General features: G+C 69.1%; 28 protein-coding genes and 1 pseudogene. 17 read left to right on the top strand and 12 right to left on the bottom strand.

Annotated elements, in window-relative coordinates:
- The first annotated feature begins 410 nt into the window (after positions 1 to 410).
- The 3 genes from FSY66_RS11150 (at position 411) to FSY66_RS11140 (ending at position 2,877) form a co-directional block, all read left to right on the top strand.
- Positions 411 to 1,967: a recombinase family protein gene (locus FSY66_RS11150; protein ID WP_144794938.1), complete on the top strand. Its 1,557-nt coding sequence runs from the start codon at positions 411 to 413 to the stop codon at positions 1,965 to 1,967.
- A gap of 137 nt (positions 1,968 to 2,104) precedes the next feature.
- Positions 2,105 to 2,659, top strand: coding sequence for an antirestriction protein ArdA (locus FSY66_RS11145; protein WP_144794936.1), 555 nt, complete (start codon positions 2,105 to 2,107; stop codon positions 2,657 to 2,659).
- A gap of 11 nt (positions 2,660 to 2,670) precedes the next feature.
- On the top strand, positions 2,671 to 2,877 hold the full coding sequence (locus tag FSY66_RS11140; protein WP_260853662.1) for a hypothetical protein: 207 nt from the start codon (positions 2,671 to 2,673) through the stop codon (positions 2,875 to 2,877).
- Positions 2,878 to 2,927: 50 nt separating this feature from the next.
- Here FSY66_RS11140 and FSY66_RS11135 read toward each other — a convergent pair whose 3' ends face one another.
- The 7 genes and pseudogenes from FSY66_RS11135 to FSY66_RS11105 form a co-directional block, all read right to left on the bottom strand.
- On the bottom strand, positions 2,928 to 3,872 hold the full coding sequence (locus FSY66_RS11135) for a hypothetical protein (protein ID WP_144794932.1): 945 nt from the start codon (positions 3,870 to 3,872) through the stop codon (positions 2,928 to 2,930).
- Between the two features lie 340 nt (positions 3,873 to 4,212).
- Positions 4,213 to 4,560: pseudogene (locus tag FSY66_RS13150) on the bottom strand (relaxase/mobilization nuclease domain-containing protein); the annotation flags it as partial.
- Positions 4,561 to 4,691: 131 nt separating this feature from the next.
- The gene (locus FSY66_RS12695; protein WP_222115535.1) at positions 4,692 to 5,264 is read right to left on the bottom strand and encodes a plasmid mobilization protein; all 573 of its coding nucleotides are present in this window, start codon (positions 5,262 to 5,264) and stop codon (positions 4,692 to 4,694) included.
- 95 nt (positions 5,265 to 5,359) lie between these two features.
- A complete protein-coding gene (locus FSY66_RS11120; RefSeq protein WP_144794930.1) occupies positions 5,360 to 5,683 on the bottom strand; it encodes a hypothetical protein in 324 nt (107 codons plus the stop codon).
- A 17-nt stretch (positions 5,684 to 5,700) separates the two neighbouring features.
- On the bottom strand, positions 5,701 to 6,006 hold the full coding sequence (locus tag FSY66_RS11115) for a DCL family protein (protein ID WP_144794928.1): 306 nt from the start codon (positions 6,004 to 6,006) through the stop codon (positions 5,701 to 5,703).
- Between the two features lie 10 nt (positions 6,007 to 6,016).
- On the bottom strand, positions 6,017 to 9,100 hold the full coding sequence (locus FSY66_RS11110) for a DNA-directed DNA polymerase (protein ID WP_260853661.1): 3,084 nt from the start codon (positions 9,098 to 9,100) through the stop codon (positions 6,017 to 6,019).
- Positions 9,097 to 9,402, bottom strand: coding sequence for a helix-turn-helix domain-containing protein (locus tag FSY66_RS11105; protein WP_009374917.1), 306 nt, complete (start codon positions 9,400 to 9,402; stop codon positions 9,097 to 9,099). The genes FSY66_RS11110 and FSY66_RS11105 overlap by 4 nt, the downstream gene beginning before the upstream one ends.
- Before the next feature lie 636 nt (positions 9,403 to 10,038).
- On the opposite strand from FSY66_RS11105, the gene FSY66_RS11100 reads away from it, so the two are divergent.
- Together FSY66_RS11100 and FSY66_RS11095 are read left to right on the top strand one after the other, a co-directional pair.
- Positions 10,039 to 10,536 (top strand): RNA polymerase sigma factor, encoded by a 498-nt coding sequence (locus FSY66_RS11100; RefSeq protein WP_144794925.1) that lies wholly within the window; start codon positions 10,039 to 10,041, stop codon positions 10,534 to 10,536.
- 89 nt (positions 10,537 to 10,625) lie between these two features.
- A complete protein-coding gene (locus FSY66_RS11095; RefSeq protein WP_260853663.1) occupies positions 10,626 to 11,177 on the top strand; it encodes a methylated-DNA--[protein]-cysteine S-methyltransferase in 552 nt (183 codons plus the stop codon).
- 22 nt (positions 11,178 to 11,199) lie between these two features.
- Here the strand turns inward: FSY66_RS11095 and FSY66_RS11090 are convergent, their stop codons facing one another.
- Positions 11,200 to 11,556, bottom strand: a complete 357-nt coding sequence (locus FSY66_RS11090) for an iron chaperone (protein WP_144794921.1) — start codon at positions 11,554 to 11,556, stop codon at positions 11,200 to 11,202.
- A gap of 169 nt (positions 11,557 to 11,725) precedes the next feature.
- Here FSY66_RS11090 and FSY66_RS11085 point away from each other — a divergent pair, with 169 nt between their 5' ends.
- The 6 genes from FSY66_RS11085 (at position 11,726) to FSY66_RS11060 (ending at position 16,912) form a co-directional block, all read left to right on the top strand.
- The gene (locus FSY66_RS11085; RefSeq protein WP_144794919.1) at positions 11,726 to 12,766 is read left to right on the top strand and encodes an alcohol dehydrogenase catalytic domain-containing protein; all 1,041 of its coding nucleotides are present in this window, start codon (positions 11,726 to 11,728) and stop codon (positions 12,764 to 12,766) included.
- A 167-nt stretch (positions 12,767 to 12,933) separates the two neighbouring features.
- Complete coding sequence (locus FSY66_RS11080; RefSeq protein WP_144794917.1) at positions 12,934 to 13,578, top strand: hypothetical protein; 645 nt, start codon at positions 12,934 to 12,936, stop codon at positions 13,576 to 13,578.
- Positions 13,579 to 13,683: 105 nt separating this feature from the next.
- Complete coding sequence (locus FSY66_RS11075) at positions 13,684 to 14,586, top strand: helix-turn-helix domain-containing protein (protein WP_144794915.1); 903 nt, start codon at positions 13,684 to 13,686, stop codon at positions 14,584 to 14,586.
- Positions 14,587 to 14,590: 4 nt separating this feature from the next.
- Positions 14,591 to 15,037 (top strand): cupin domain-containing protein, encoded by a 447-nt coding sequence (locus FSY66_RS11070; RefSeq protein ID WP_144794913.1) that lies wholly within the window; start codon positions 14,591 to 14,593, stop codon positions 15,035 to 15,037.
- The gene (locus FSY66_RS11065) at positions 15,034 to 15,891 is read left to right on the top strand and encodes an aldo/keto reductase (protein WP_144794910.1); all 858 of its coding nucleotides are present in this window, start codon (positions 15,034 to 15,036) and stop codon (positions 15,889 to 15,891) included. Before FSY66_RS11070 ends, FSY66_RS11065 begins: the two co-directional genes overlap by 4 nt.
- A 34-nt stretch (positions 15,892 to 15,925) precedes the next feature.
- A complete protein-coding gene (locus FSY66_RS11060; RefSeq protein WP_144794907.1) occupies positions 15,926 to 16,912 on the top strand; it encodes a quinone oxidoreductase family protein in 987 nt (328 codons plus the stop codon).
- Between the two features lie 103 nt (positions 16,913 to 17,015).
- Here FSY66_RS11060 and FSY66_RS13060 read toward each other — a convergent pair whose 3' ends face one another.
- Positions 17,016 to 17,864 carry a hypothetical protein gene (locus FSY66_RS13060; RefSeq protein WP_144794905.1) on the bottom strand — a complete coding sequence of 283 codons (849 nt, stop codon included), beginning with the start codon at positions 17,862 to 17,864 and terminating at the stop codon, positions 17,016 to 17,018.
- Positions 17,865 to 18,191: 327 nt separating this feature from the next.
- Between FSY66_RS13060 and FSY66_RS11050 the strand changes: the two genes are divergently transcribed.
- From FSY66_RS11050 to FSY66_RS12950, 6 genes are all read left to right on the top strand, one after another.
- Positions 18,192 to 19,139, top strand: a complete 948-nt coding sequence (locus FSY66_RS11050; RefSeq protein ID WP_144794903.1) for an alpha/beta hydrolase — start codon at positions 18,192 to 18,194, stop codon at positions 19,137 to 19,139.
- Between the two features lie 48 nt (positions 19,140 to 19,187).
- A complete protein-coding gene (locus tag FSY66_RS11045; RefSeq protein WP_222115534.1) occupies positions 19,188 to 19,880 on the top strand; it encodes a YczE/YyaS/YitT family protein in 693 nt (230 codons plus the stop codon).
- Positions 19,881 to 19,932: 52 nt separating this feature from the next.
- Positions 19,933 to 20,526 (top strand): MarR family transcriptional regulator, encoded by a 594-nt coding sequence (locus FSY66_RS11040; protein WP_186304549.1) that lies wholly within the window; start codon positions 19,933 to 19,935, stop codon positions 20,524 to 20,526.
- Entirely contained in the window at positions 20,519 to 20,962 is a 444-nt protein-coding gene (locus tag FSY66_RS11035) for a HEPN domain-containing protein (protein ID WP_144794899.1), read from the top strand. The genes FSY66_RS11040 and FSY66_RS11035 overlap by 8 nt, the downstream gene beginning before the upstream one ends.
- A 30-nt stretch (positions 20,963 to 20,992) precedes the next feature.
- A complete protein-coding gene (locus FSY66_RS11030; RefSeq protein WP_144794897.1) occupies positions 20,993 to 21,430 on the top strand; it encodes a VOC family protein in 438 nt (145 codons plus the stop codon).
- 181 nt (positions 21,431 to 21,611) lie between these two features.
- Positions 21,612 to 21,743, top strand: coding sequence for a hypothetical protein (locus tag FSY66_RS12950; protein WP_260853660.1), 132 nt, complete (start codon positions 21,612 to 21,614; stop codon positions 21,741 to 21,743).
- Positions 21,744 to 21,746: 3 nt separating this feature from the next.
- Here FSY66_RS12950 and FSY66_RS11025 read toward each other — a convergent pair whose 3' ends face one another.
- The 3 genes from FSY66_RS11025 to FSY66_RS11015 are packed head-to-tail and all read right to left on the bottom strand — an operon-like array spanning position 21,747 to position 23,891.
- The gene (locus tag FSY66_RS11025) at positions 21,747 to 22,904 is read right to left on the bottom strand and encodes a trans-sulfuration enzyme family protein (protein WP_260853659.1); all 1,158 of its coding nucleotides are present in this window, start codon (positions 22,902 to 22,904) and stop codon (positions 21,747 to 21,749) included.
- 53 nt (positions 22,905 to 22,957) lie between these two features.
- Positions 22,958 to 23,527, bottom strand: a complete 570-nt coding sequence (locus FSY66_RS11020; protein WP_144794895.1) for a helix-turn-helix domain-containing protein — start codon at positions 23,525 to 23,527, stop codon at positions 22,958 to 22,960.
- 46 nt (positions 23,528 to 23,573) lie between these two features.
- Positions 23,574 to 23,891, bottom strand: coding sequence for a hypothetical protein (locus tag FSY66_RS11015; protein WP_144794893.1), 318 nt, complete (start codon positions 23,889 to 23,891; stop codon positions 23,574 to 23,576).
- Positions 23,892 to 23,897: the final 6 nt, after the last annotated feature.

Here is a 23,897-nt window from a genome sequence, read left to right as displayed (position 1 = left end):
ACCTCGACTTCTATCCCGACACCGCCGCGCCGTCAGCTTCTACACCCTCATCTGCGAAGAGCCAGTAATCGAGCCCTGGAACGCGCACGGAAAGCACTGGACGACGGATTGGACATCCAAGCTGCGGTCGTCGAGTACAACGACCACAACGCCAGGAAGGCAAGAAAAAAGCGCTGAAGTCTGGCCCGGGCTCGTCCCAGGCTTTTACCCTCCGCAGTGGTTGCAACGCAACACGCAGGGACCCTTCTCGCCGAGGTTTGGGCAATAGGAACCGCGCTGACAGATCGATCCGCGCTCGTCGGTACGTTATGCCAGCCAGTGACCCAGCTGGCACAGTCCTATGGGCATGAGGTGCGAGCGAGACGTCATTAGTGATGGACAGTGCTTATGTCTGGCAGTAGCCTTGACTCATGAACGAGCGCTCCATCGCACCCCGTAAGGCAGCCATCTACCTGCGCATTTCGCAGGACCGCGAGATGGACGGGCTCGCCATCGACCGCCAGCGCGAGGACTGCGAGAACCTCGCCCAGTTCCGGCGCTGGGACGTCATCGAGACCTACGTGGACCAGTCCAAGAGCGCCACCGACCGAACAGCGATCCGTCCGGATTACGACCGCATGGTTGCGGACTACCTGCTCGGACGGTTCGACGCGATCATCTGCTACGACCTCGACAGGCTCACCCGACAGCCCCGACAGCTGGAGGACTGGATCGACGCCGCCGAGCTGCGCGGACTCGCCCTCGTCACAGCCAACGGTGACGCGGACCTCTCCACCGACGGTGGGCGCATGTATGCACGTATCAAGGCCGCCGTGGCGCGTGCTGAGATGGAACGCAAGAGCGCCCGTCAGTCCGCCGCCCAGCGTCAGCGCGCCATGCAGGGTCGTGCTCCGAAGGGTATGCGACCACTCGGCTACGCCGTAGACGGCGAAGTGATCCTCCACGAGGCTGAGGCAGTGAGGGCGATCTACGAGCTGTTCACCAGGATCGAGCACCCCGAGTCGTTGCGCTCGCTCGCGCGGGCGCTCAGCGGCTCTGAGAAGATCGACGGCCTCTCGCCCTTGCCTAAGCACACGCATACGGTGAGCGTCGAGCGCGCCGCCGCCCGCGAGAAACAGGGGCTCGAACCCCGGCCGATCGTCGAGGACGGACCGTGGTCGCCGTCGACCGTGCTCGGCATACTGCGGAACCCGCGCTATGCAGCGCTGAGCACCTACACGCCGAAGTTTGCTCAGGCTGACGGTAAGCGCCGCCGGATGTGGAAGGCACAGATCCTGCGTGACGACTCCGGAGAGCCTATCCGGGGGCAATGGGAACCGATCGTCGACCATGAGACATGGTGGAAGGCGCAGCAGGTCCTCGACGACACCGAGCGCGTCACGAACACGTCTGGCTCCACGAAGCGCAAGCACCTTGGCAGCGGGCTCTACCGGTGCGGGTACGTCGACGAGGATACCGGCGAGACGTGTGGGAAGAAGGTGACTGGGGCACCGCGCGGGTACAAGTGCGCGGGGCACATCGTGCGCTCGGGCGCCGCCATCGACGACTTCGTCACGACGGTCGTCGCCAAGCGTCTTGCGCGCAAGGACGCGAAGGCAATGGTCGAGGTCGCAGACGGCGGTCCGCACACGGCAGGCATCGACTCAGCGATCAGCGACCAGAGAGCGCGCATCCTGCGCGCCGAGGCCGACTACGATGCCGAGATCATTGAGGCACGCGACCTCAAGCGCGTACGGGATGCCGCAGAAGCGCGTATCCAGGAGCTGGAGGCCGAACGGCTCATTCAAGGCCGTACGGGCGCGCTGTCACCGATCCTGGGCGTCGATGACCCTGCCTCAGCATTCCGGGAAGCGTCACTTGACCTCCGCCGTCAGACCATCGACACCCTCGCCACGATCACGCTTCTCCCGCAGCCGCGCGGGCGCAAGGGGTTCAGGACCGAGTCCGTCGTCGTCGACTGGAGGTAGACCACCTGGCTGGGTAGCCACGCGGAGCGTGGCCGGGAGACCTCTTGAGAGCGGCGACGTGGCGTAAGCGCGTCGATTCACCGAGCACGACTGCCTGTCGCGCCCGCCGCTCTCCTCGACCACGGAGGAGACCCGCCATGACCACCCGAACGAACACCGATACCACGCCCCGAGCCTGGATCGGCTGTCTCGCCTGCTACAACAACGCTCGCCTCGTCGGCGAGTGGTTCGAGGGCGAGTCCGCCGACGAAGTCACCCTTGCTGACGTCCACGGCGGCGCTCATCGTGTGCGCCCTGGATGCGAGGAGCTGTGGGTCGTGGACCACGAGAACATCCCCGCCTCGGGCGAGATGAGTCCGTCGGAGGCCGCCGAGTGGGCTCGTGTCCTCCTCGCGGTCCCCGAGCATCAGCGCGATGCTCTGTGCGCTTGGGTGGCCTCCGGTAGCTACGTTGCCGAAGGCACCGGAGACCTGCCGTCTGTTCCCGACTTCGAAGAGCGCTTCTGCGGCACGTGGGGCAGCTTCCGGGACTACGCCGAGACCCTCGCCGAGGAGATCGGCCTCATCCCGCAGGACGCCCCGGAACAGCTTCTGCGTTACTTCAACTGGGTTGCCTGGACCCGCGACCTCGAACACGATTACACGGTTGTCCGAGCCGACGCGATCTCCGTGTACGTCTTCAGGGACCTGTGAAGGGAACGATCATGAGTGCTGAGTCCAACGCCTACAGCCACGCCGAATCGTTTCGCTGGTGGGTCGGCAACCCCGAGATGGGCGATGAGGAGGCTCACCTCCATGACCTGCTCGCCCTGCACAAGGCAACCGTCGGTCTGATCCGCCAGCAGCGCGACCTTCTCGGGTATTACGACACCGATGCCGAGCTGTTCGGCGATGCCCCCGACGTCGACTGAGTTCAGAGTGCCCCGTAGCTTCGGCTACGGGGCACTCACTTTTCTTCCGACTACCAACCGCGGTAGCTCTCGTACAGCTTCTTTCCGAGCCACCAGAGCAGCCAGGCGAACAGAGCGCATCCGCCGAGGGCGGCGAGGGCAATGAGTGCCTTCGCCCACCAGGCACTCGCGGCGGCGAAGGAGTCCCAGGCCCATCCGAGCAGCGGTCCGAGGCCGAGCATCTGCGTGATCCCGCCGACCATCCCCGTGAGCATGATGAACGCGACGGTGAACGGGACCAGGGCAAGGCACATACGACCGACCGTCGCCCAGGTGACCCTCGCCGAGAGTCGCTCGACTCGCCGCTCGGCCCGCCCGACGGCGCTGACCACTTCGTGGGCGCGGCCGGTAAGCTCGGCGAGCTTCTCGGAGCCGAGCCTGACCACCCGCTCTTCGAGCCCCTCGACGGTCTTCTCGACCCTCTGGACGGGAACCTCGACAGCCTCTGCAAGTCGGTCATCGAGTACCTTCACAGCGTGCTCGGTGAGCTTGCCCGTGTCGATACGGACGTGGCCGCGCTTGCGCACGGCCTCGGCGAGGTCAGCCGAGGCTGAAGTCGTCGTCTTCAGCTCCTCGCTGATCTTCTGTGTCATCGTGTATGCGGCCAGGTCCGCCCTGGTGACCGAGGACCCGTCGGGCAGCTTCACGACCTCGCTGCTGCTCAGCTGCTGCGCGACGGCGCTCAGCGTCTTCTCGATCTCGTTCAGCCGCTTCCTCGTCTCGGCGTCGAGCGGCAGAGTGGAGGGCAGCTCGAGCTGCCGCGAGGTCGACAGGCGATCCAGCCGTATCGTCTGCTCCTCGTCCATCACCTTCACGTACTCGGTCAGGTCGGCGACGGTGTTCGTCAGCTTCGCGATCTGCTGCCTGTCGGCGTCGTGCTGTGAGATCAAGTTCTCCAGGAGCTCGGTAGTCTTCTGCTGCTCGTCGGCCTGCTTGATCCTGTCCAGTGCTCCCATGAGCCTGTCCCTTCTGTGAGTGGTAGTCGAAGATCTCTTGAGCACCTTCGGCTGTGAATTCGGGTGTCAGCGCCGAGGCCTTCTTCCGTCCGAGCTTCCCGTTGTCATCCCGGCGCATCTTGTAACTCCAGCCGTCGCGGTTCGTCACCGCGAGCGTGACCCCGTGCCCGGCGAGGACGTGCTCGAACGCCTCGCGATTCGTTGAGCGTGAGTCGGTCAGTGCGTCGTAGACCTTGTCCCCGAGGGCCTGCTCGAATCCGCCCGGCGCGAAGTCCTCGCGCCGCAGCTCCCAGTCGGGCTTCGGTTCCGCGGGGTCGGGGAGCACCCGCAGGCCCTCGTCTGCCATCAGCTCGTCGTTCAGCTGGCGCAGTCCGTGCTTCCACGATGTGTACCGCTGGAGGCTCTTACCGGTGAGGTTGTCGTGGTTGATGACGAGGATGTGCGCGTGCCCATGGCCTCCGGCAGAGTCAGCGTGCACCGCGACCATGTAGTCAGCGCTGTGCATGCGTTCGGCGAGTTCAACGGCCACGTCCCGGATGCGCTCAAGCTCGGCTTGGGAGGTTACGTCGAACTCGTCGGGGTGGAACGCCAGCACATAGCTCTGAAGCTGGTTCGTCCGACCATGAACAGCAGCGTGCGCCTCGGCACACGCTATGAACTCCGACGGGGTCGTCCCGCCGTCGACCATGGACATCGCATACGCGGCTGCACGCGTCGATCCGACCTTGATGAGCTCCTTTCGCACCTCAGGGTCACGCCCGTAGAGGATGTACCCAACGGCTCCTGCAGCGTTGGTCGAGGGACGGACGTTCACGGTGCTCATGTCCGTGTCCGATCGCCGAGCGAGGCGCGCACCTCGTCCACCGCAACCAACACCGCGTAAAGGAGACTGTCATCGACGGCAGCATCCTTGCGGAGCGCCTGGTTCAGGTTCACACCAACTCGACGCAGCTGCTCTACTGCCGGAGCAAGAGACGTAGGCGCAGTCTCCTTCACTCCCGCGTTGTTCTCCAGCTGATCGACCTTCGAGGACCTCGAGTCCAGCGCGTCGAGCATGACGGCACGAGCCCATGCGCTCGGCTTGACGCTGAGCACGTGGGCACGGCGGCGGATCGCATCGCGATCAGCCACCGTCAGCCGCACGTCGAGAGAGACCTCCCGACGACGGCTGTTCCGAGGCTCCACCGGAGCCTCGGCCGACCCTGCCCTCTGCGCAGCACCACGACCGGTGTTCACCTGGGAGTCGTGGTGCAGCTCCGCTGCCAGGGCCGGGTCTTCCGCACACCCCTCCGCACGAGCCCGACCAGCGCTGCCTGGGGAGTCGGGCTCGCTCTCCGGGGCGTACGGAAGACGGCCAGCAGGGTTCTTGTCGGACATTTCGCTGGCGCTCATGTCCTCCAAGAACCGCTGGCCCTCGTCCTCGGTCGCTGCGCTCCCTGCGGGCGAGGGGGTCCCGGGACGCTGACGCAAGTCCCGGATCGGAGCCGTCAGCCGTTCCACGGTGCCGCCTCCTCATGCTCGGGATCGACGGACTGCGAGGCAGTCCCGTCGTTCGCCGACCCCGAAGACGATGCCGCCTTCTTCGCACGCCTCGACCTCTTCGCCTTCTCTGCCTCCAAGGTAGCGGCCGCCTCCTCGGAGAGCCGGTCGTAGAGATCGGGGCTCTGGTCGCGCAGCAGATTGATGACCTTCTCGTCGATGCGGCGCTGCTCGGCGGCGGCAGCACGCTTGAGCTTGGCGATGCGCTCGGACGCTCGGCGGCGCTCCTGATCGATCAGCTCGTCGAGATTGGTCGTGGTCTTGTTGCTCATGGTCAGTTCCTTTCGGTTCAGTGACCTTCCGGTCGCAAGTTGTTGATGCACTTCTTGATCGACCAGTTGTCGATCGACCCGTCCTCCCGAAAGACGAGAAAGTTCCTCGTGCCCCACTCAGGGATGAGGGCGACGGTGATCCAGAGGACGCCAGCGCCGTGCTTGCGGTCGGCCTCTGGATGGTGGGCGAGGAGGTCACGGGCGAACGACTCATCGGAACCGCGCAGGACCTCCCCGAGCCCCGCTCGGTTCAGCACGGCACTGGCGTGGTTGGCGACTTTCTGCTTGGTGGCGAAGGCAAGTCCTCCGAGGCTGTAGCTCATCGTCACCACCTCACGAAGCGCCAGCAGAAGCCGACTCGTCAAAGGGGTCGATCGCCTGCATCCACTTGACGTAGGGGCGGATCGCCTCCAGGTCGATGTCGATCTGGCGCTCGGCCTTCGACCGGGCGTGCGACCAGAACCGCTCCTTCACGCGAGGCAGCCCGAATGCTTCGAACGCATCGAGCCTGTCTGCCAGAGGCCGTCCCGGATGGAGCCACGGGATGTCGATGATCTCCTGGCGGAAGGCGATCACGATGCCTTTGGCGATGTGCTCCAGCTGCGCTGCATGGGCGATCGAACCGTCCTCATCGAGCAGAGCGTCGAGCCGCGCAAAGTAGTCCTTCCACTGCTCGACAGTCCGCCGAACGGGGGAGCGAATCCACACGGGTTCGCCGAGGCCGTCGTCCCACTCCTTGAGGCCCTGGTCGACCGAACGCCCCAACGTGGCCTGCTCGGGAGAATCCCAGGGCACGGTGTGCACATGGGCGACCTCATGCTGGACGCCGTCGATGTCGATGACGTCGACCGACATCCCATCGGGGACGGGGCGGCGCTTTCGGTCGAACTCGATGGTCTGCTCCTTGTGGACCACGCGCGGCGCGAAGTCCAGCCGCTTGTCGATGCGGGTCAGTTCCTGCACCGAGGGAAAGACCTTCATCGTCACCGGAAGTGCGCCCTCACGACTCGCCATGAGCTCGTACATGAGGTCGCGGTCGGCCTGGCTGTCCTGCTCGATGCCCTCTGGAAGCTTGTAGCCACCGTGTGCCAGGACGCCGGCAGGCTGTCGGCTGAAGTTCGCCCGGGTAGTGATGTTGAGCAGGTCGGTCTGCTGGTGCTTGCGCTCCCACATCCCCTGCGAACCGGTCAGCGCGAGCCGGGACTCACGCCAGATCGGACCGAGCCCGAAAAGGTCGAGGCTGTCGACCACGTCCAGATCGGCATCCGTGATGAATCCGTCCGTAGTGCAGGACGGCGTGCTGTAGCCCAGGTTGTGAAGCTGGTTCAGCGTCGCAAGCAGAACCGCGCGCACGAGGCCGGTAGTCATGCACGCGTGCCAGGGTGAGGTGATCGCGGACCCGCCGACCGCATCACGTTCCTGCGCCCAGGCATCCCAGCCCCGCTGGCCCATAACTCCCTGCGCCAGCTTGCCGTAGGGAGAGTTCGCCATCAGCTTCAGGACGTTCTGCTCGAACGACTTCGCACCGAACTCCGCCTTGGCCCGCGCACGGTCATCGAGGAGCTGCTTGTACGCACCCCGGAGAAGCCGAGAGGGCTCACCATGCTCATCGGTGAGGACCCGTCCGAAGTGGCCGATCTGACAGGTCACAGTCGCGCCAAGCGTGAGGGCGAGCCAGACCTCGGGACCGGTTGCCCAGACCCCACGAGCACCACCGCTTGTGAGCGGATAGACCATCGACCCCTCGACCGGAACCGGCAACGAAGGGAACGCGACCGTGCTCGGGAACTCGAAGCTCACGAACCCGAGGAACGGCGTGAGTGGGGTCTTGAAGTCGGACAGCGTGAGGTCGGCGTTGTTCACCGTCTTCAGAATCACGCCATCGGGATGCTGGTAGTCGACATCCCAAATCGTCGAACTGGACGTGGGGTAGCAGGACTGAAGATCGAAGTCACTGGTCACGCGCGCGAACAGCCCAAGCTCGGCAGACATGTTGTACCCGCCTCGAAAGCTCATCGCCGCAGCATGGATCCACGTCGCCGCAGCGCCGTCGATCGGCTCCAGCGCCCGGACGCGGTAGAAGTCGAGCTGCTGCTCGTCTACACCGGCAGCACCCTCGCGGGTCTTCGTCACCTTGTGGAGTCCGCCGAAGACGGTATTGAAGTCGCGGCCCTCGCCCAGCTCGTCCTGGATAAGGCCCTTCACCGCCTTCGCCGCAGCAGTGGGCAAGGTCAACGGGACAGCACGGTGATCGCCGTATAGCTGGCTCACGTATTCCAGAGCGATCACGGCATCATTCGCCGCGTAGTCGAGGAACTCCGCAGGATGCACGTCGAAGTACTCGTCCATCCGGGTGATCCAGTCACCAGGAACATCCAGCTTCGGCGCCCCGATCGCCGCACCGAGTGCCTTGAGCGGCTCAGCACCGCTCTGCGCCATCGTGTCGCGGATCGAGACTTCCACCGGCAGCTTCCACCGCCAGTTCTCGCCGGAAAGCACCATGCGGGCGGGCTTGTTCGACACCATGCCCGCGCTGGCCGAGATCACCGTGCGGAGAATGTCCGGCGCACGACCGTCCAGCCACCGGGCACGTCGACCGTCCCAACCCGCACGATCAGACAGCGTCTTCGACCGACCGGGATACGCCTGGTTCCAGACGTTGATCGCCTTCCGGCGGTCGACGAAAGTAGTCAGGTCGGCGTGCTGGTAGTGCGCGACCAAGGTGATCGGCAACGCCCTGGGCGTCCCCTCGGGACTGTGCTTGAACCACACCGAGGGGTGGGACTTGCCGTCGTCACCGATGGCAGACTGCGCCGAGACGCCCTTGTCAGTCCAACCAACTGCGAGCCTGTGCTCATGAAGACCCAGGCTCATGATCGCGATCTCAAGGCCCTTCTCGAAGGACAGCCGCGCCGTACGAGAGCCGCGCGGCCCCCTGTAGCTTCGGGGGATGACCACGCAGAGCCGGAGCTGGGAGTCATCGAGAGGGTCAATCGTGGCGAACTGGTAGGACACAATCTTCCGCACCATGTGCTCGTCCTCGCCGACCCATACACGGTCGGCATCCATCAGATCGACAGTCACGAACTCGGTGTCGAAGCCGATGACGATGGAATCCTGATCCGTGGACATCGCGGCCACCGAGGGGTACTGCCCGAAGCCGGCAGCGCCGCGCGCTCCGCGTGCTATTGAACGAGTCAGGACCTCGAACTGGGCCGGGTACTTCCGCGACGTCGCCGAGTCTGCCACCACTGTCCGAGACCAGCCCGCCGCATCGACCGGGTCGCGAGCATCGGCGGCGGCGGCGTCATGGGGCTGCTCCCCATACGGCGCTGCCGCCATTGCCGTTCTACCAGGGGTTTCAGTGGTGCCGTGCGGGAAGAAGAGGTCTTTCGTGCACGCGAGCCCGGCGCTCATGCCGCACCGCCGAAGATCGCGCTGAGGCGACGGACCTGGGCGTCGCTCAGCGGGGGAGCGGAGCTGGCGAGACGTTCTGCGGCGGCCTCGACCTCCTCGAAGGTGGGCTGTCGCTTTGGGACCGCGAGGGCATTAAGGTCAGACCGCAGAACCTTGATGCGGCCTCCAACTTTGACCGCAGGAAGCTTGCCCTGGGCAATGTATCGCCGAAGGGTCTGATACGCGCCGAAGCCAAGTTCGACGGCATCGGTGAGGTTGAGATAGTGGGTGAGGTCGGACGAGGGAGGCGGGGAGTACCCCATGACAACTCCAGACAGCTTGAACTGTCCGGAGACGGGGGAATAGTTGTCCGGCTACTTTCCCGGTCGCCGTGCGCGATGCTCCACTGGGCCCTGAGGGACTTCCGTGCCTTACGGGAGAAGTCACTCCCTGCCGGGTCGTCTGTATCTCAATCTCGACGTGGTTCCCGGCGCTACCCGGTGCTGACTATGCGCTGCTCACCACAGCCCACGTGGGGTGATCCCTTCTCGAACACCTTGCGGTCGCGGTGATCGAGAACTTGACGCGATCCTACCTGGCCTGTCAAGGGCGCGCAAGTTTGAGCGCTCGTGACGATAGTTCTGTCCATAACGTGGTCGAGTTCCGCTTCAACGTCTGACCGTCCGATCGGGCCAGTGCCCCCCCCTGCCACGGTGACCATCAGCGATATCAGGGTTCGGAGCTGTCCTCGGGCCCCCTCCTTGACAGAGGACTCGACGAGTCGGTGAAGCGTTGCCGGGGCGATTAGCCGGCTGGCGCCGCGACCGCGTCGTATCCACGCCTGTGCGGACGGCCGTCCGGGGCCGCCGGGACCGAACCGCCCGGGTCCATGGCCCCGCAGCTCATCCGGATCCAGACCTCACATCGCCCCTCGCCCGCGCGTCTACGGTGTGATGACGATGAAGCAGCCATTCGAACGGGCGGTGCAGCGGCACGGGGCGACCGTGCTGAGGGTCTGCCGCGCCGTGCTGGGGCCCGGAGCGGATGCCGACGACGCCTGGTCCGAGACCTTCCTGGCCGCACTGAGGTCCTGGCCGGAGCTGCCGGAGGACACGAACGTGGAGGCCTGGCTGGTGCGCGTCGCCCACCGCAAGACGATCGACATCGCCCGGGCGCACGCTCGGCACGCGATCCCCAGCGACGACCTCCCGGAGCGCCCGTCGCGGCATGGGAGACCGGGAGACGACGGGTCCGAGGTGTGGGCCGACGTCGCCGCCCTGCCGGAACGTCAGCGGCTCGCGATCGCCTACCACTACCTCGGCGGTCTGCCGCACGCCGAGACCGCCGAGCTGATCGGCGGCAGCCCAGAGGCCGTGCGCCGCGCGGCGGCCGACGGCATGAAGCGCCTCCGGCAGACGTACACGGCGGGCGAGGAGACGAAGGGAGCATCGCGATGACGATCAGCACAGCTTCGGGCGCGGGCCGTCCGGCCGACGACGGCGCGGACACCGAGAGCGCCGTCCGCTTCCCGCTCGAGCCCACCGCGATGATCGACCTGCGCGCCCGTCTGGACGCGGCGGCCGGGGAGCACGGGCTCGTGGACATCGCCTACCGGACGATCGACTCGCCGCTCGGGCCGCTGCTGCTGGCCGCGACCGAAGCCGGTCTCGTGCGGGTCGCCTTCGAGCGCGAGGGCTTCGACGCCGTGCTGGAGTCGCTGGCCCAGCGGATCAGCCCGCGAGTGCTCGCGGCCCCCCGCCGGCTGGACGCGGCGGCAGCCGAGCTGGACGAGTACTTCGCCGGGGCCCGGCGCGCCTTCGATCTGCCCCTGGACCTCGCGCTGTCGTCGGGATTCCGCCGGGCCGTGCAGGGGCACTTGCCGCATATCGGATACGGGCGCACGCAGTCCTACAAGGAGGTCGCCGAGATCGTCGGCAGCCCCAGGGCCGTGCGCGCGGTCGGCACGGCGTGCGCGACCAATCCGCTGCCGGTCGTGGTGCCGTGCCATCGGGTCCTTCGCGCCGACGGCGGTCTGGGCGGCTACATCGGCGGGCTGGAGGCCAAGACGGCGCTGCTGAACCTGGAGAAGGCCGCCTGAGCGCGCTGGAGACCGGACGGGCTCAGTCGTCGGCATGCCGGCTCGACGTCCGCGCCAGCCGCATCACGAGGTCATCCGGGAGCGGCTTGCTCGGCGGGAAGGTGATGCCGGTCCTGGTCGCCTTCAGGCCGGCTTCCGCGATCTCCTCGGCATGCTCCGAGATAGCCGGGCCCAGGACATACAGCCCGGCCTGCCTGCTGAAGGCCGCGCAGCCGGCGACGACCGAGCCGCGGAGCCTGAACCCCGGCATGCCGTAGGCGACCATCTCCTCCGCCTCCGGAAGTGCCGTTCGGAGCAGGTCCCGGAGATTGCGGAGGACGGGCCGGAAGCGCTCGGATGCGGCCGCGATGTACGCGCCGTGGTCGGCGATGTCGGCCATGGGTGTTCTCTCCTGGTGGGGATGCAGAGCGCAGCGGTGACGCCTCGTCGCTCTCCGGGTGGCCTGAAGGTGCCGGCTTCACAGTTGCGCAGGCCCGTGACTGCCGGCGTGGCGGGCGCCTAGGTTGGTGAGTGAACCAGCTCTCATCCGCGAGTCCCGGAGGAACCCGATGCGCGCCGTGATCTTTGCCCGGAACAACGAGATCGAGGTCGTCGACCGGCCGGCCCCGGAGCCCGGCCCCGATGAGGTCCTGCTGAAGATCGGCGGCGCCGGCGTGTGCCACTCGGACCTGGCGATCATCGGGTCGGGAGACGACAGCCCCTGGGTCGGCGGCATCCTCGGCCATGAGGCCGCGGGCACGGTCGATCGGGTCGGCGACAAGGTCGGGGGCTGGCAGCCCGGCGATCGGGCGGTCGTGTCCCTCATCCTGTCCTGCGGCAACTGCCGCGAGTGCGCCAAGGGCCGCGACAACTACTGCGAGGTCGCCTACCCGCGCGATGCGCTCGCTCCGCTGTGCCCCGGCATCGGCAGCCCCGGCGGCATGGCCGAGCACCTGGTCGTGAAGCCTCACAACCTGGTGCCGCTGGACAAGCTCGATCCGGCGGACGCCGCGCCGCTGGCCGATGCCGCCCTCACGCCCATGCACGCCATCAACCGGGTGCGGCCCCGCCTCACCGGGGACGCGACGGTCGTCGTGATCGGGCTCGGCGGCCTGGGCCACATGGGCATCCAGCTGCTGAAGGCGACGACGGGCGCGCGCATCATCGCGCTGGACACCGATCCGGAGAAGGTGAAGTACGCCCAGGAGCACGGAGTGCATCTGGCGCTGCCATCGGACGCGCAGGCCGCCGACCGCGTGCTCGAGGCCACCGACGGCAAGGGAGCCGACGTGGTCCTCGACTTCGTCGGCGTGCAGCCGACGGCCGACCTGGCAGTGCACACCGTGCGCAACGGGGGCGCCATCATGTTCGTCGGGCTCGGGGGCGCTCAACTGGACTACCTCGTGGGCAACGGCGGCCCGATCCCGTGGGGCATCCAGATCGAGCGCCCGTACGGCGGCACCGTCGCGGAGCTGCGCGAGGTCATCCAGCTCGCCGAGGACGGCCGGATCGGCGTGCAGGTCAATCGCTATTCCCTCGACGACGCGGTGCAGGCCTTCGACGACCTCCACCACGGCCGGGTCCAGGGGCGCGCGGTCCTGGTTCCGTGAGCGGCGTCGAGACATTCCGTGTGATGCTGGACAGCACGTCATCGCGCTAGTCGGCGAATTCGCACGTCCAGGAAGTCCTGAGAAGCAGCCGCAGGATGCCATGTCCCGGTCTGCGCGGCTTCATCGGAATGATGGCTGATATTCGGCGCGAGGCGAGTCTTTCGCCGATGCATACTGTGCCCATGCAGCGGATCGTCGTGACGCCTGACGCGACCCTGCAGCATCTGCGCGCTCGGGGCGCGGTGATGCTGCCCGGCCGCCGCTCCGACGTCGTCGCCCGCTGGCTGGGGCGTCAGCGGGTCGCCGCTGCGGTGTTGCTCTCCCTCGGCGTCGTCGGCGTCCTCCTGGTGCCGCTCGGCGCGGCGCTGCAGGAGATCGGCCTCTGGTCGCTGCTGATCCCGCTCGGTGTCCTGCTGGCATTCGTCGGGCTTCTGGCCGGCGTCGGGGCGGCGGTGGCGATCCGGAGCATCGGCAGCCGATGGCGCGTGGAGGAGCAGCCGGTGGTGCTCGACGGCCTCGGCGTGAGCCTGCGGGGCATCGGCCCGCTGCCGTGGAGCGTCCTGGGGCCGCCTGAGCGCCGCCGGATCCGCGTGAAGAACGACGTCGGCGGGCTCTGCCCGGTCATGCCGCTGAGCCCCGAGGGCCGCGCCATGGTCCGCGCGCAGAGCCTCTGGTGGCAGCGCCGCGTCGGGCCCCGGCCGTACCTGCGCTTCGAGGTGCCGTACCTGCTGCTGCCCGGAATCGACGGCTTCACCGAGGACCAGACGATCGAGCTCTTCGGCAGGGCCCGCGGCCTGTGCCTCCGCCCCTGAGACGGGGCGGGGCGCTCAGACCTGTAGGCGACCCGAGCGGCCCCGACGAGGGGTGCACCACCGGAGACTCCCTGGCGCTCGGGCGCCGGGCCTACGGTGGTCCGCATGGAGATCAGGGACGACGTGCGGGAGTTCCTCATGACCCGCCGCGCGAACATCGGGCCGGAGCAGGCGGGGCTGACCGTCTCGGGCCAGCGCCGCGTGCCGGGCCTGCGGCGCAGCGAGGTCGCGATGCTGGCCGACGTCAGCCCGGAGTACTACGCCAAGATCGAGCGGGGGAGCCTGGCCGGTGTCTCGGATGCCGTGCTGACGGCCATCTCCCGCGCGCTGCAGCTCGACGATGCCGAGCACGAGCACCTCTTCGACCTCGCCCGCATCGCCAACGGCGGCGGGCAGCCCGTACGGCGCCGCAGGGCCCGCGGCTGGGAGCCCCGCGAGAGCCTCGTCCGGGCGCTGGAGGCCATCACCGACGGCCCGGCCTTCGTGCGCAACGAGCGCCTGGACCTGCTGGCGGTCAACGACCTGGCCCGGGTGTTCTACCGGGAGGTCTTCGACGGCCCCGGCCAGGGCAATCTGGCGCGGCACTGCTTCCTGGACGAGCGCGCGCGGGAGTTCTACCCGGACTGGGACAAGGCCGCCGACATCACCGTGGCCATCCTGCGCACCGGCGCGGGCCACGACCCTCGGGACCCGCAGCTGCACGATCTGATCGGCGAGCTGTCGACTCGCTGCGACGCCTTCCGCACCCGCTGGGGCGCCCACGACGTGCGCCGCCACGGCTCCGGGACCAAGGAGTTCCACCACTGCGCCGTCGGGGATCTCACCCTGACCTTCGAGGGGATGGAGCTGACCGCGGAGCCCGGGCTGTTCCTGATGATCTACGCCGCACAGCCCGGCTCGCCCAGCCGGGAGCGCCTGGACCTGCTGGCCAGCCTGGCGGCCACCGATCGGGCCGCTGCCTCCGGATCCCCGGACTCGGACGATCACACCCTCACCCCGAAGGAATGACGAGATGACCCAGAACGACTTCGACCAGATCTTCCCCCAGGGCGAGCCCAACGAGGCCTTCGCCGAGTACTTCATCGGCCGCAGCTACAACGCGCCCCTGGCCGACGGCGCCGTGCCGGTCGCCAACATCACGTTCGAGCCGGGCTGCCGCAACAACTGGCACATCCACCACGGCAGCGACGGCGCCGGGGACCAGATCCTCATGTGCACGGCCGGCTCGGGCTGGTATCAGGCCGAGGGCCAGGACCCGGTGAGCATGGGCCCCGGCTCCGTGATCCGGGTGCCGGCAGGTCTCAAGCACTGGCACGGCGCCAAGGCGGACTCGTGGTTCTCCCACGTCGCCTTCGTGACGCCGGGCGAGGACGTCAGCAACGAGTGGCTCGAGCCCGTCGACGAGGAGACGTACGGGCGACTGCCCGCCACCGCGCAGGAGAACGGAGAGAGCGCATGAGCATCCTGAACGAGAAGACCACCCTGACCGGGGGCGTCGAGATCCCCGTGCTCGGACTCGGCACGTGGTTCATCGAGGACGACCAGGCCGCGGAGGCCGTTCGCACCGCGATCGAGATCGGCTACCGGAACATCGACACCGCTCAGGCCTACGGCAACGAGCGCGGCGTGGGCGAGGGCGTGCGCACCAGCGGCGTCCCGCGCGAGGAGCTGTTCGTCTCCTCCAAGCTCGCCGCGGAGATCAAGGACTACGACGGGGCCGTCGCAGCGATCGACGAGTCCCTGGAGCGGCTGGGGATCGGCCACCTCGATCTCATGCTGATCCATGCCCCGCAGCCGTGGGACGACTTCCGCGGCGGCGACTACGCCGAGGGCAACCGCGAGGCCTGGCGCGCCCTGGAGGACGCCCACCGAGCCGGGAAGCTGCGCAGCATCGGCGTCTCCAACTTCCTGCCGGCTGATCTGGGGAACGTCATCGACCACGGCACGGTGACCCCGCACGTGAACCAGGTGCTGGCCCACCCGGGCAACACCCCGCACGAGCTGATCGACTGCTGCCGGGAGCAGGGGATCCTCATCGAGGCCTACTCGCCCATGGGCCACGGCGAGATCCTGCGCCACCCCGACCTGCAGGCCATGGCGCAGACGTACGACGTCTCCGTGGCGCAGCTGTGCATCCGCTACACGCTGCAGCTGGGGGCGGTCTCGCTGCCGAAGACCGCCAACCCCGAGCACATGCGCTCCAATGCAGCCGTGGACTTCGTGATCTCCGACGAGGACATGGCGACGCTGCGCGATCTGCAGGCCAGCGACTACGGGGAGTCCAGCGACTTCCCTGTGTACAGCGGCAAGTGACGGGCTCATCCACGACGACCGGACGGAGGAGTCGATGACCGAGACCATGCGCGCCCTGATCGCCGGTCGAGGACCCGAATGGGTCCTCGACGAGATGCCGGCCCCGGAGCCCGGGAAGGGCCAGGTGCTGATCCGCAATCGCGCCTCGGCGACCAACAGTGCCGATCTGCCGATGCTGGCCGAGGCGGATCCCGCGAACGGCGGCTCCGGCGAGGAGTCCGTCGCCGGCTTCGAGTACGCCGGCGAGATCGCCGCCGCCGGCCCGGAGGCCGGGGACTGGGCGGTGGGCGACCCGGTGATGGGCACGTTCCCGTCGTCGTTCGCCGAATTCCTCGTGGCCGATCATCGCTTCGTGCTGCCTCGGCCGGCCGGCCTCGAGCCGGCCGTGGCCTGCGCGCTGCCCACGGCCCTGCTGACCGAGTTCGGCGCCCTCACCGCGGCCGGGTTCGAGCCCGGGCAGAGCGTGCTCGTCACCGGCGCGAGCACCGGCATCGGCATGATCGGGGTGCAGATCGCGAAGGCCCTGTCCGCCTCTCAGGTCATCGGGACCACCCGGAGCGCGGGCAAGAGGGATCTGCTCGCGGACCTCGGTGTCGACACGGTGATCGTGACGGATGACGAGGACCTCACGCGGGCCGTGCTCGCCGCCACGGACGGTCGCGGGGTCGACGTCGTGCTGGACCACATCGCCGGCGACACGTTCGCGCAGTGCCTCCCGGCGGCCGCCGAGGACGGGCACGTGGTGAACATCGGGCGCCTGGCCGGCCCGTCGTCGACGATCGACCTCGATGCGCTGTCCTACCGGCACCTGAGCGTACACGGGGTCTCGTTCGGCTTCTCCCGACACTGGGAGACGCTGCCGATTCTCGAGGCGCTTCAGGAGACCGTCCTGCCCGCGGTCGCGCGGGGCGACATCCGGCCCGTCATCGACTCCACGGTGGACGTCGCCGACGCGCAGCAGGCCGCTGACCGGCTGCGCTCCGGAGAGGCCGTCGGCAAGATCGTGCTGACCTTCGGCTGAATCCGCGCAGAACCCGGCGGGGCCGGAACGACGGCATCCCGCCTTCCGATCCGAAGGATGGGCAGGCGGGATGCCGTTCGTCAGCGCAGGACCGGCGGGCCCGTCAGCACATGTTCACGCCGCCCGGCTGAGCGCTCGAGTTGCAGAAGACCGAGTTGCCGATGCGACGCGTCAGGGTGTGGGTCCGTCCGCCGGAGGTGTAGGTGACCGTGGAGAAGCGGTCCACCTGGATCGTCCGCTGGGCGGGGTGATTCTGCAGGACGTTGGTGTAGGTGACGTTCATCTGCGGGGTGGACTGCAGTGCCAGGTGCTTGTAGCCCTCCGCATCCGTGGTCAGCAGCGCGTTCGCCTTGGCGGGATCCCCGGTGAAGACGAACTGCCACGCGAGGGTCGTCCGGCCGTTGTCGAAGGTGTGCTGCGTCAGGTTCGTCCGCACCGCCCCCGAGGCGCTGCCCGAGGTGAACGGGTTCGTCCTGGTGTTGGTGTTGCCGTCGGTGGGCGCTGACATGGCGGCGGACCCGTAGGTGAACCGGCAGCCGTTGACCGTGCTGCCGCTCACGGTGCAGACCCCGGGGCTGTACGTCGACGCCCGGGCGTTGCCCGGGACGTAGATGCCCGGGCCGTGGGCACCGGAGGCTCCGTTGGGATTGGTGTCGGTGTCCACGCGGTTCTGGAACCAGTACGTGTAGCTGATGCCGGTGATGACCGCGTCCCTCGGCAGGTCGCTCAGCGAGACCTGACCCGCGAACTCGAGCTTCTGCGTGGTGGTCGCCGTGGTCCTGGGGTTGGTCGTGTTGGCGCCCCAGCCGTAGTACGCGGGCGCGCCCCCGCCGATGGTCGCGACGCGGTTGCCGGGGGAGACGGCGTAGGCCGGCGCGGCGGCGGCCACGGCGATGGTGGGGACGGCCCAGGCGACGCTCCTGGCAACGGTGCGGCGGCTGATATCGGGCACGGGTGGGCTCCAGTTCGACGCGGGCGGCCGCTCGCAGACCCTGAGCGGTCCCTGGGAGCCTAACATGAATGTACATTCATCAGCGTCGACGGGCCCCTGACCGGCAGCGGCCGCGGCCGTCCTGCGAGGCGGTGTCACGGAGCATGCGCGGCGGCTCCTCGGCCTCCATGACGTGCCTCGGTGCGACGTGTCCGACCGATCGACCAGGAAGTCTGCCGCTCGACCCGCTGCGCGACCGGGCGGTTTCTCAATTCCCGATGCCGCCGGGTATAACCTGCCGACATCGGCGGCCGGTGGCCGCGGCATCGATCAGCAGAGGAGCCTCGCATGGCACTGCACGAGCTCGAGTTCACGTCGGCCAACGGCCGGGACACCATCCAGGCCTGGCTCCACACCCCGGTCACGCAGCCCAGGGCCGTCGTGCACATCGTCCACGGCCTCGGCGAGCACTCGAGGCGCTACCTCCACCTCATCAGCACGCTTCTCGATGCGGGATATGCCGTCGTGGGCGGGGACCACGCCGGGCACGGCCGCACGGCCATGCAGTCCGGGATCTGGGGCGATGCCGGCGACGAGGCCGCCCGCGTCGTCGTCGACGACGAGATGACCCTGCAGGGCAGGGTCCGCCAGGAGCTGCCCGACGTCCCGTACGTGGTCTTCGGCCACAGCTGGGGCTCGATGATCGCCCGCGTCCTCGCCTCGCGTCCCGAGGCGCAGCTCGCCGGTCTGGCCCTGTGCGGCATCGCGGCGCAGATGCGCGGCATCGAGGACTCGGTGGACCGTGCCGAGCTCGCCCGCCTCGCCGCCGGGGAGGACCGGGCCGAGCCAGCGCCGGACCACCTGGCCGGGCAGCTGTTCGACGGCTTCCTGGAGCGCTTCGGAGAGGATGCCGGGCCCACCGCCTGGGTCGCCGCCGACGCCGACGTCGTGGCGGATCACGGCCGGGACCCCTTCAACAACTTCGGCGCGCCCCTGAGCTCGCGCTTCCTGCAGGGCTTCGTGGACCTCTACGACCAGGCGAACGGCGAGTCCTGGTACTCCGCGCTGCCGACCGGTCTGCCCGTGCTGATCCTGGCCGGCGAGCAGGACCCGGTCGCCGGGTACGGGGAAGGCGCGCTCCACGTGGCCAACCGGCTTCGCGACAGCGGCCACGACGACGTGCGCGCCTGCGTGTTCCCCGGTGTCCGCCACGAGGTGCACAACGAGCCGGCGACGCGCGCGGAGGTCGAGGCGGAGATCCTCGGCTTCGTCGGACGGGTCGCCGAGCGGGGCTGAGCGGACGGCGGTCCTGGGTCGCCCCCGCCCCGACGTAGGGTCCTCGGCATGAAGTCCTCCGAGCCGCCGGCCCGGCCGGCCATGCCCGCCCCCGAGTTCGGCCTTCCCGTGCGCTGGCTGCTCTTCGCGGCGGGCGTGGGGATCATGTCGGTCGGCATCGCGGTGTCCGTCCACGCCGCGCTGGGCACCTCGCCCATCTCGACCGTCCCCGCCGCGCTGGCCGGGCCCCTCCCGCTGAGCTTCGGCCGGATCACGATCCTCATGAACCTCGTGTTCGTGGCGGTGCAGGCGATCCTGCTGCGGCGCAGGTTCCACCCGATCAACATCCTCCAGATCGCCGTCGCCGTGATCTTCGGCTGGCTGTGCGACGTCTCCCTGCGCCTGACGGGATTCCTGCAGCCGGCGGACTACCTGCAGCAGTGGCTGCTGGTGATCCTGGGGGCAGTCCTGGTGTCCATCGGGGTGTTCATCCAGGTGCTGCCGCGGATCCTCTACATCCCCGGGGAGGGGATCGTCGCGGCGATCGCGACCGTCTCGGGGTGGCAGTTCGGCACGGTCAAGCAGTGCTTCGACTGGTTCCTGGTGATCCTGGCGGTGATCCTCTCCCTGTGGCTGTCCGGTGAGCTCCAGGGGGTCCGGGAGGGGACGGTCTTCGCGGCGTTCGTCGTCGGCGGGCTCGTCAAGACCTACCAGCGGTGGTGGAACAGGATCCGCGCGCGTCGCCGCCCCGATTCTCGCTGAGCGGGCGGCGGGCCTTGACGCTTCCCATAAACGGAATATATCTTCCGGTTCTGTGAAGACTCTTCCCCCGCAGCTGACGCCGTTCGTGCGCTCGGATGCCGTGGGCGCCATCCTGGCCGAGACGCTGGGGCATCCCGCCCGCGAGCTCTCCCTGGCCGAGCTGGGCCGCCGCACCGGGGTCAGCCCCGCGGTGGTCCATCGCGAGGTGGGGAGACTGGTCGACAGCGGCATCCTCCGCGATCGGCAGGAGGGGCGCAGCCGCATGGTGCAGGCCGATCAGGACCATCCGCTGCATGCGCCCATGCGCGAGATCATCCAATCCGCCTACGGGCCGGTGCCGGTGCTGCGCGAGGCCTTCGACGGCGTCGAGGGCGTCGACCGGGTCCTGATCTACGGCTCGTGGGCCGCCCGGCGAGCCGGTGAGCCCGGGGGCTTCCCGCGCGACATCGACGTGCTGGTCGTGGGGGAGACCCCGCGCCGCCGGCTCACCGAGATCGCCGCCCGCGCGACCGAGGCGCTGGGCGCCCCCGTGAGCATCACTCGTCTGACGCCGCGGGAGTGGGAGTCGCAGGATGCGTCCCCGTTCGTCCGGACGGTCCGCAGCCGCCCCGTCGTCGACGTCATGACGGGAGCGGTCCGTGCCTGAGGCGCCGGCGGAGATCCAGCAGATGCTCCGGGCCCGGAAGCTCGAGCGCGTGAGCCCGAATCCGGAGCATGCGCGCAGCGTGATCGCCACGGCGCAGCGGCACCTGCGCACCGCGCGGATGCTCTCCGGGACCGAGGACGTGGCCATGGCCTTCACCGCGGCCTATGACGCCGCGCGCAAGGCGCTCGCCGGCGTGCTCGCCGACCACGGGCTGCGGGCCCGGCCCGTCGGCGGCGCGCACGTGAACACCGGGGTCGCCGCCGCGGCCTACGTCCACGACGACGCCCTGGCCGAGTTCGAGTGGATGCGGCAGGTGCGCAACAGCACCGAGTACCCCGACGAGGCCCGTCCGACGGCCACCGCTCAGGACGTCGCGGAGGCGATCGAGGCCGCCGCGGCGATCGTCGCGGCATGTGCCGCCGCCGTCGAGGCCTGAGGGCGGGCGTCCCTGCGCTAGCGTGCGGGCATGAGCATCAGACTCGAGAACGTCGGCATCGCCGTGGCGGACCTCGACGCCGCCGTCGCCTTCTTCACGGATCTCGGCCTCACGGTCATCGGCCGGGACACCGTGCGCGGGCAGTGGGCCGACACCACCGTGGGCCTGGACGGCAACCATGCCCATATCGCGATGCTCGAGACCCCGGACGGCAGCGGCCGCCTCGAGCTCTTCGAGTACGTGCACCCCGAGGCCGTTCCGACCACGCCCACGCAGCCGCACGAGATCGGCATGCATCGGGTCGCCTTCCAGGTCGATGACCTGGACGCGGCCCTCGCGACGGCGGCCGAGCACGGCTGCCGGCCGCTGCGCGGCGTCGCGGACTACGAGGGCGTCTACCGCCTGACCTACCTCCGGGGCCCCAGCGGGATCCTGGTCATGCTCGCCCAGGACCTCCGGGGCCGCTGAGCGGGCGACGGATGCCCCGGATGCTCCGGCGGCCAGAGAGCTCGATCCGGAGCGAGCTCTCCCGCCGGAGCGTCCGGAGGCCCTACGCTGGCCGGAACCACGCAGCCCCTGCTCGGCGTCGTCGAGATTCGGCGGCCGGGCCGCCGGGGCTCCGCCGATCGACCACCAGGAGGACGGGACCATGCTGAACTGGCTCTTCAGGGCACGACGGATGCAGGGCGATGTGCGCGCGATGCGCAGCGGCCCGCAGGCCTACGGCAAGCGGCTCGGGCGCCGCAGCGCGCACCGGCTGCTCAGCCGCCTCATGCGCTGAGCTTCAGCCCAGGACGCGGCGGATCGAGGCCTGCAGATCGGCCCAGAGGTCGTCGATGCCCTCGATGCCGACGGAGACGCGGCACAGCGTCATGGGAACCCCTGCGGCCTCCTCGGCGGCCCACCGCGTCCGTCGCTCGATCGCTGTCTCCACGCCGCCCAGGCTCGTGGCGTGGGTCAGCAGGGACAGGCCCACGAGGATCTCGTCGGTCTGCTCCGGCGTCGCGTCGAGCTCGAAGGAGAGCATGTTCCCGCAGCCCCGGGGCAGTGCCCGCTCGGCCCTGGCGCGCTCCGGGCTGTCGGGCAGATCCGGGCGGTTCACCCGCGTGACCCGAGGGTGCCCCTCCAGGCGGCGGGCCAGCTCGGTCGCATTCGACTCGGCCCGCTCCAGGCGCACGTCCAGGGACCGCAGGCCCCGCACGGTCAGGAACGTCTCGAGCGCCCCGGGGATCGACCCGTGATCGTGACGATGGGCCGCCAGGCGCTGGGCATGCTCCTCCGAGGCGCAGATCGCGGCCCCCAGCAGCAGATCGGAGTGGCCTCCGATGATCTTGGAGGCCGAGTGCAGCACGATGTCCGCTCCGAGCTCGAGCGGGCGCTGCCGCAGCGGCGTGGCGAAGGTCGCATCGACGACCGTGAGCGCCCCGCGCCGCTTCGACCCCTCGGCGATGGCCGCGACGTCGGAGACCACCATGGTCGGATTCGCGATCGATTCGATCCACACGACGTCCGCCCCCTCGGCCGCGGCCAGCACCGCCGCGGCGTCGCCGGCATCCACCGTGCGCACCGCGAGCCGGCCCTGGTCCGCCAGCCGCGCGAACAGGTGGGCCACGCCGTAGTACGCCGACGACGGCAGCACGATCGTCCCGCCCACGGGCACCAGGTCGGCGATCGACGTCGCCGCGGCGAGTCCCGAGGCGAAGACGACCGCGCGGCCGCCGTCGAGCTGACCCAGGGCCGCTTCGAGCGCGATCCAGCCGTCGTTGCCGTCGCGGCCGTAGGCCCGGTCGGTGTCGTGGACGTAGGTGCTGCTCAGGGTGACCGGCGGGTTCATGGGAGCGCCCGCGGTGCGCTCCGGGCGCCCCGCCTGGACGACGACGCTGTCGGGGCCCCACGAGGGGTCGACGGGCACGGTGGGCGGGTGCATCGGATGCTGGGCCATGAGGAGGCCTCCTTCTCTCGGGGCTCTCGGGAGCGGGCGGGGCTCGCCCGGGCTCACGTGCGCGGGCCGCGCTTGCCGAGCACCACGAGGTACCGGGCGGGCGAGTCCGACGGATTGATGAACGCCGTGTCCTGCGGCGGGCCGAAGCGCAGGCAGTCGCCGGGGGACAGGTCATGGACCTGCGCCCCGGAGCGGATCCGCAGCGACCCGGCGAGCATCCACACCAGCTGATCGAGGAAGCGGTAGGCCTCCGCGGGGTAGCCGACCTCGGCCCCCGGCGGGAGGCTCACCTCCACCAGCTCGAGCGCGGCATCGGACGGCCGGGACACGGCGCGGCGCGAGTACCCGGTGGCGGGGTCGGTCCAGACCGGCTGATCGGCGGCCCGGGTGAGAGGATCGTCGCCGCCCTCCGCCAGGGCGATCAGCTCCGAGAGCGTCATGCCCAGGGCACCGGAGAGGCGGCCGAGCAGCACCGCGGTCGGGTGGGCCTCGCCGCGCTCGATCCTGGAGATCATCGCCCGGGACACCCCGGATCGCTCCGCGAGGGCCGCCGCGGACAGGCCGAGGCGCGTGCGCGCCTCGAGCATGGTGCGCGCCAGAGCCGGGGCGAGATCATCTGCCATGGGCGCAGAATGCCATCATCTGCGCGTGATTGTCCATCATGGTGGATCATGCGCGGCGCGGGGACCGGGTGGGGCGTGACGGCGGCAACGTGCGGCGGGCGCCGGCCTCCGGGAGCGGGATACGGTGAAGGGCGGGCCCGCCGAGGCCCCGCACCCCCGACTCAGCGATTCCGAGGATCCCCATGCCCGCATCCGCTCCGACCGACTCCCGGACCTCGGGACCCACCCGATTCATCACGCTGCTCGCCCTGGGCGCGGTGATCGGCGGCTTCCTGTTCGGCTTCGACATGTCCACCATGAACTCGGCGATCAACGGGATCTCGCCCTCGCTCGAGCTCAGCTCCTTCCAGACGGGGCTGATCACCTCGAT

It is taken from the genome of Kocuria palustris (assembly GCF_007666205.1).
Taxonomy (GTDB): Bacteria; Actinomycetota; Actinomycetes; order Actinomycetales; family Micrococcaceae; genus Kocuria; species Kocuria palustris_A.
Note: the sequence above shows the minus strand (reverse complement) of the source record. Positions and strands in the feature narration are given on the sequence as shown.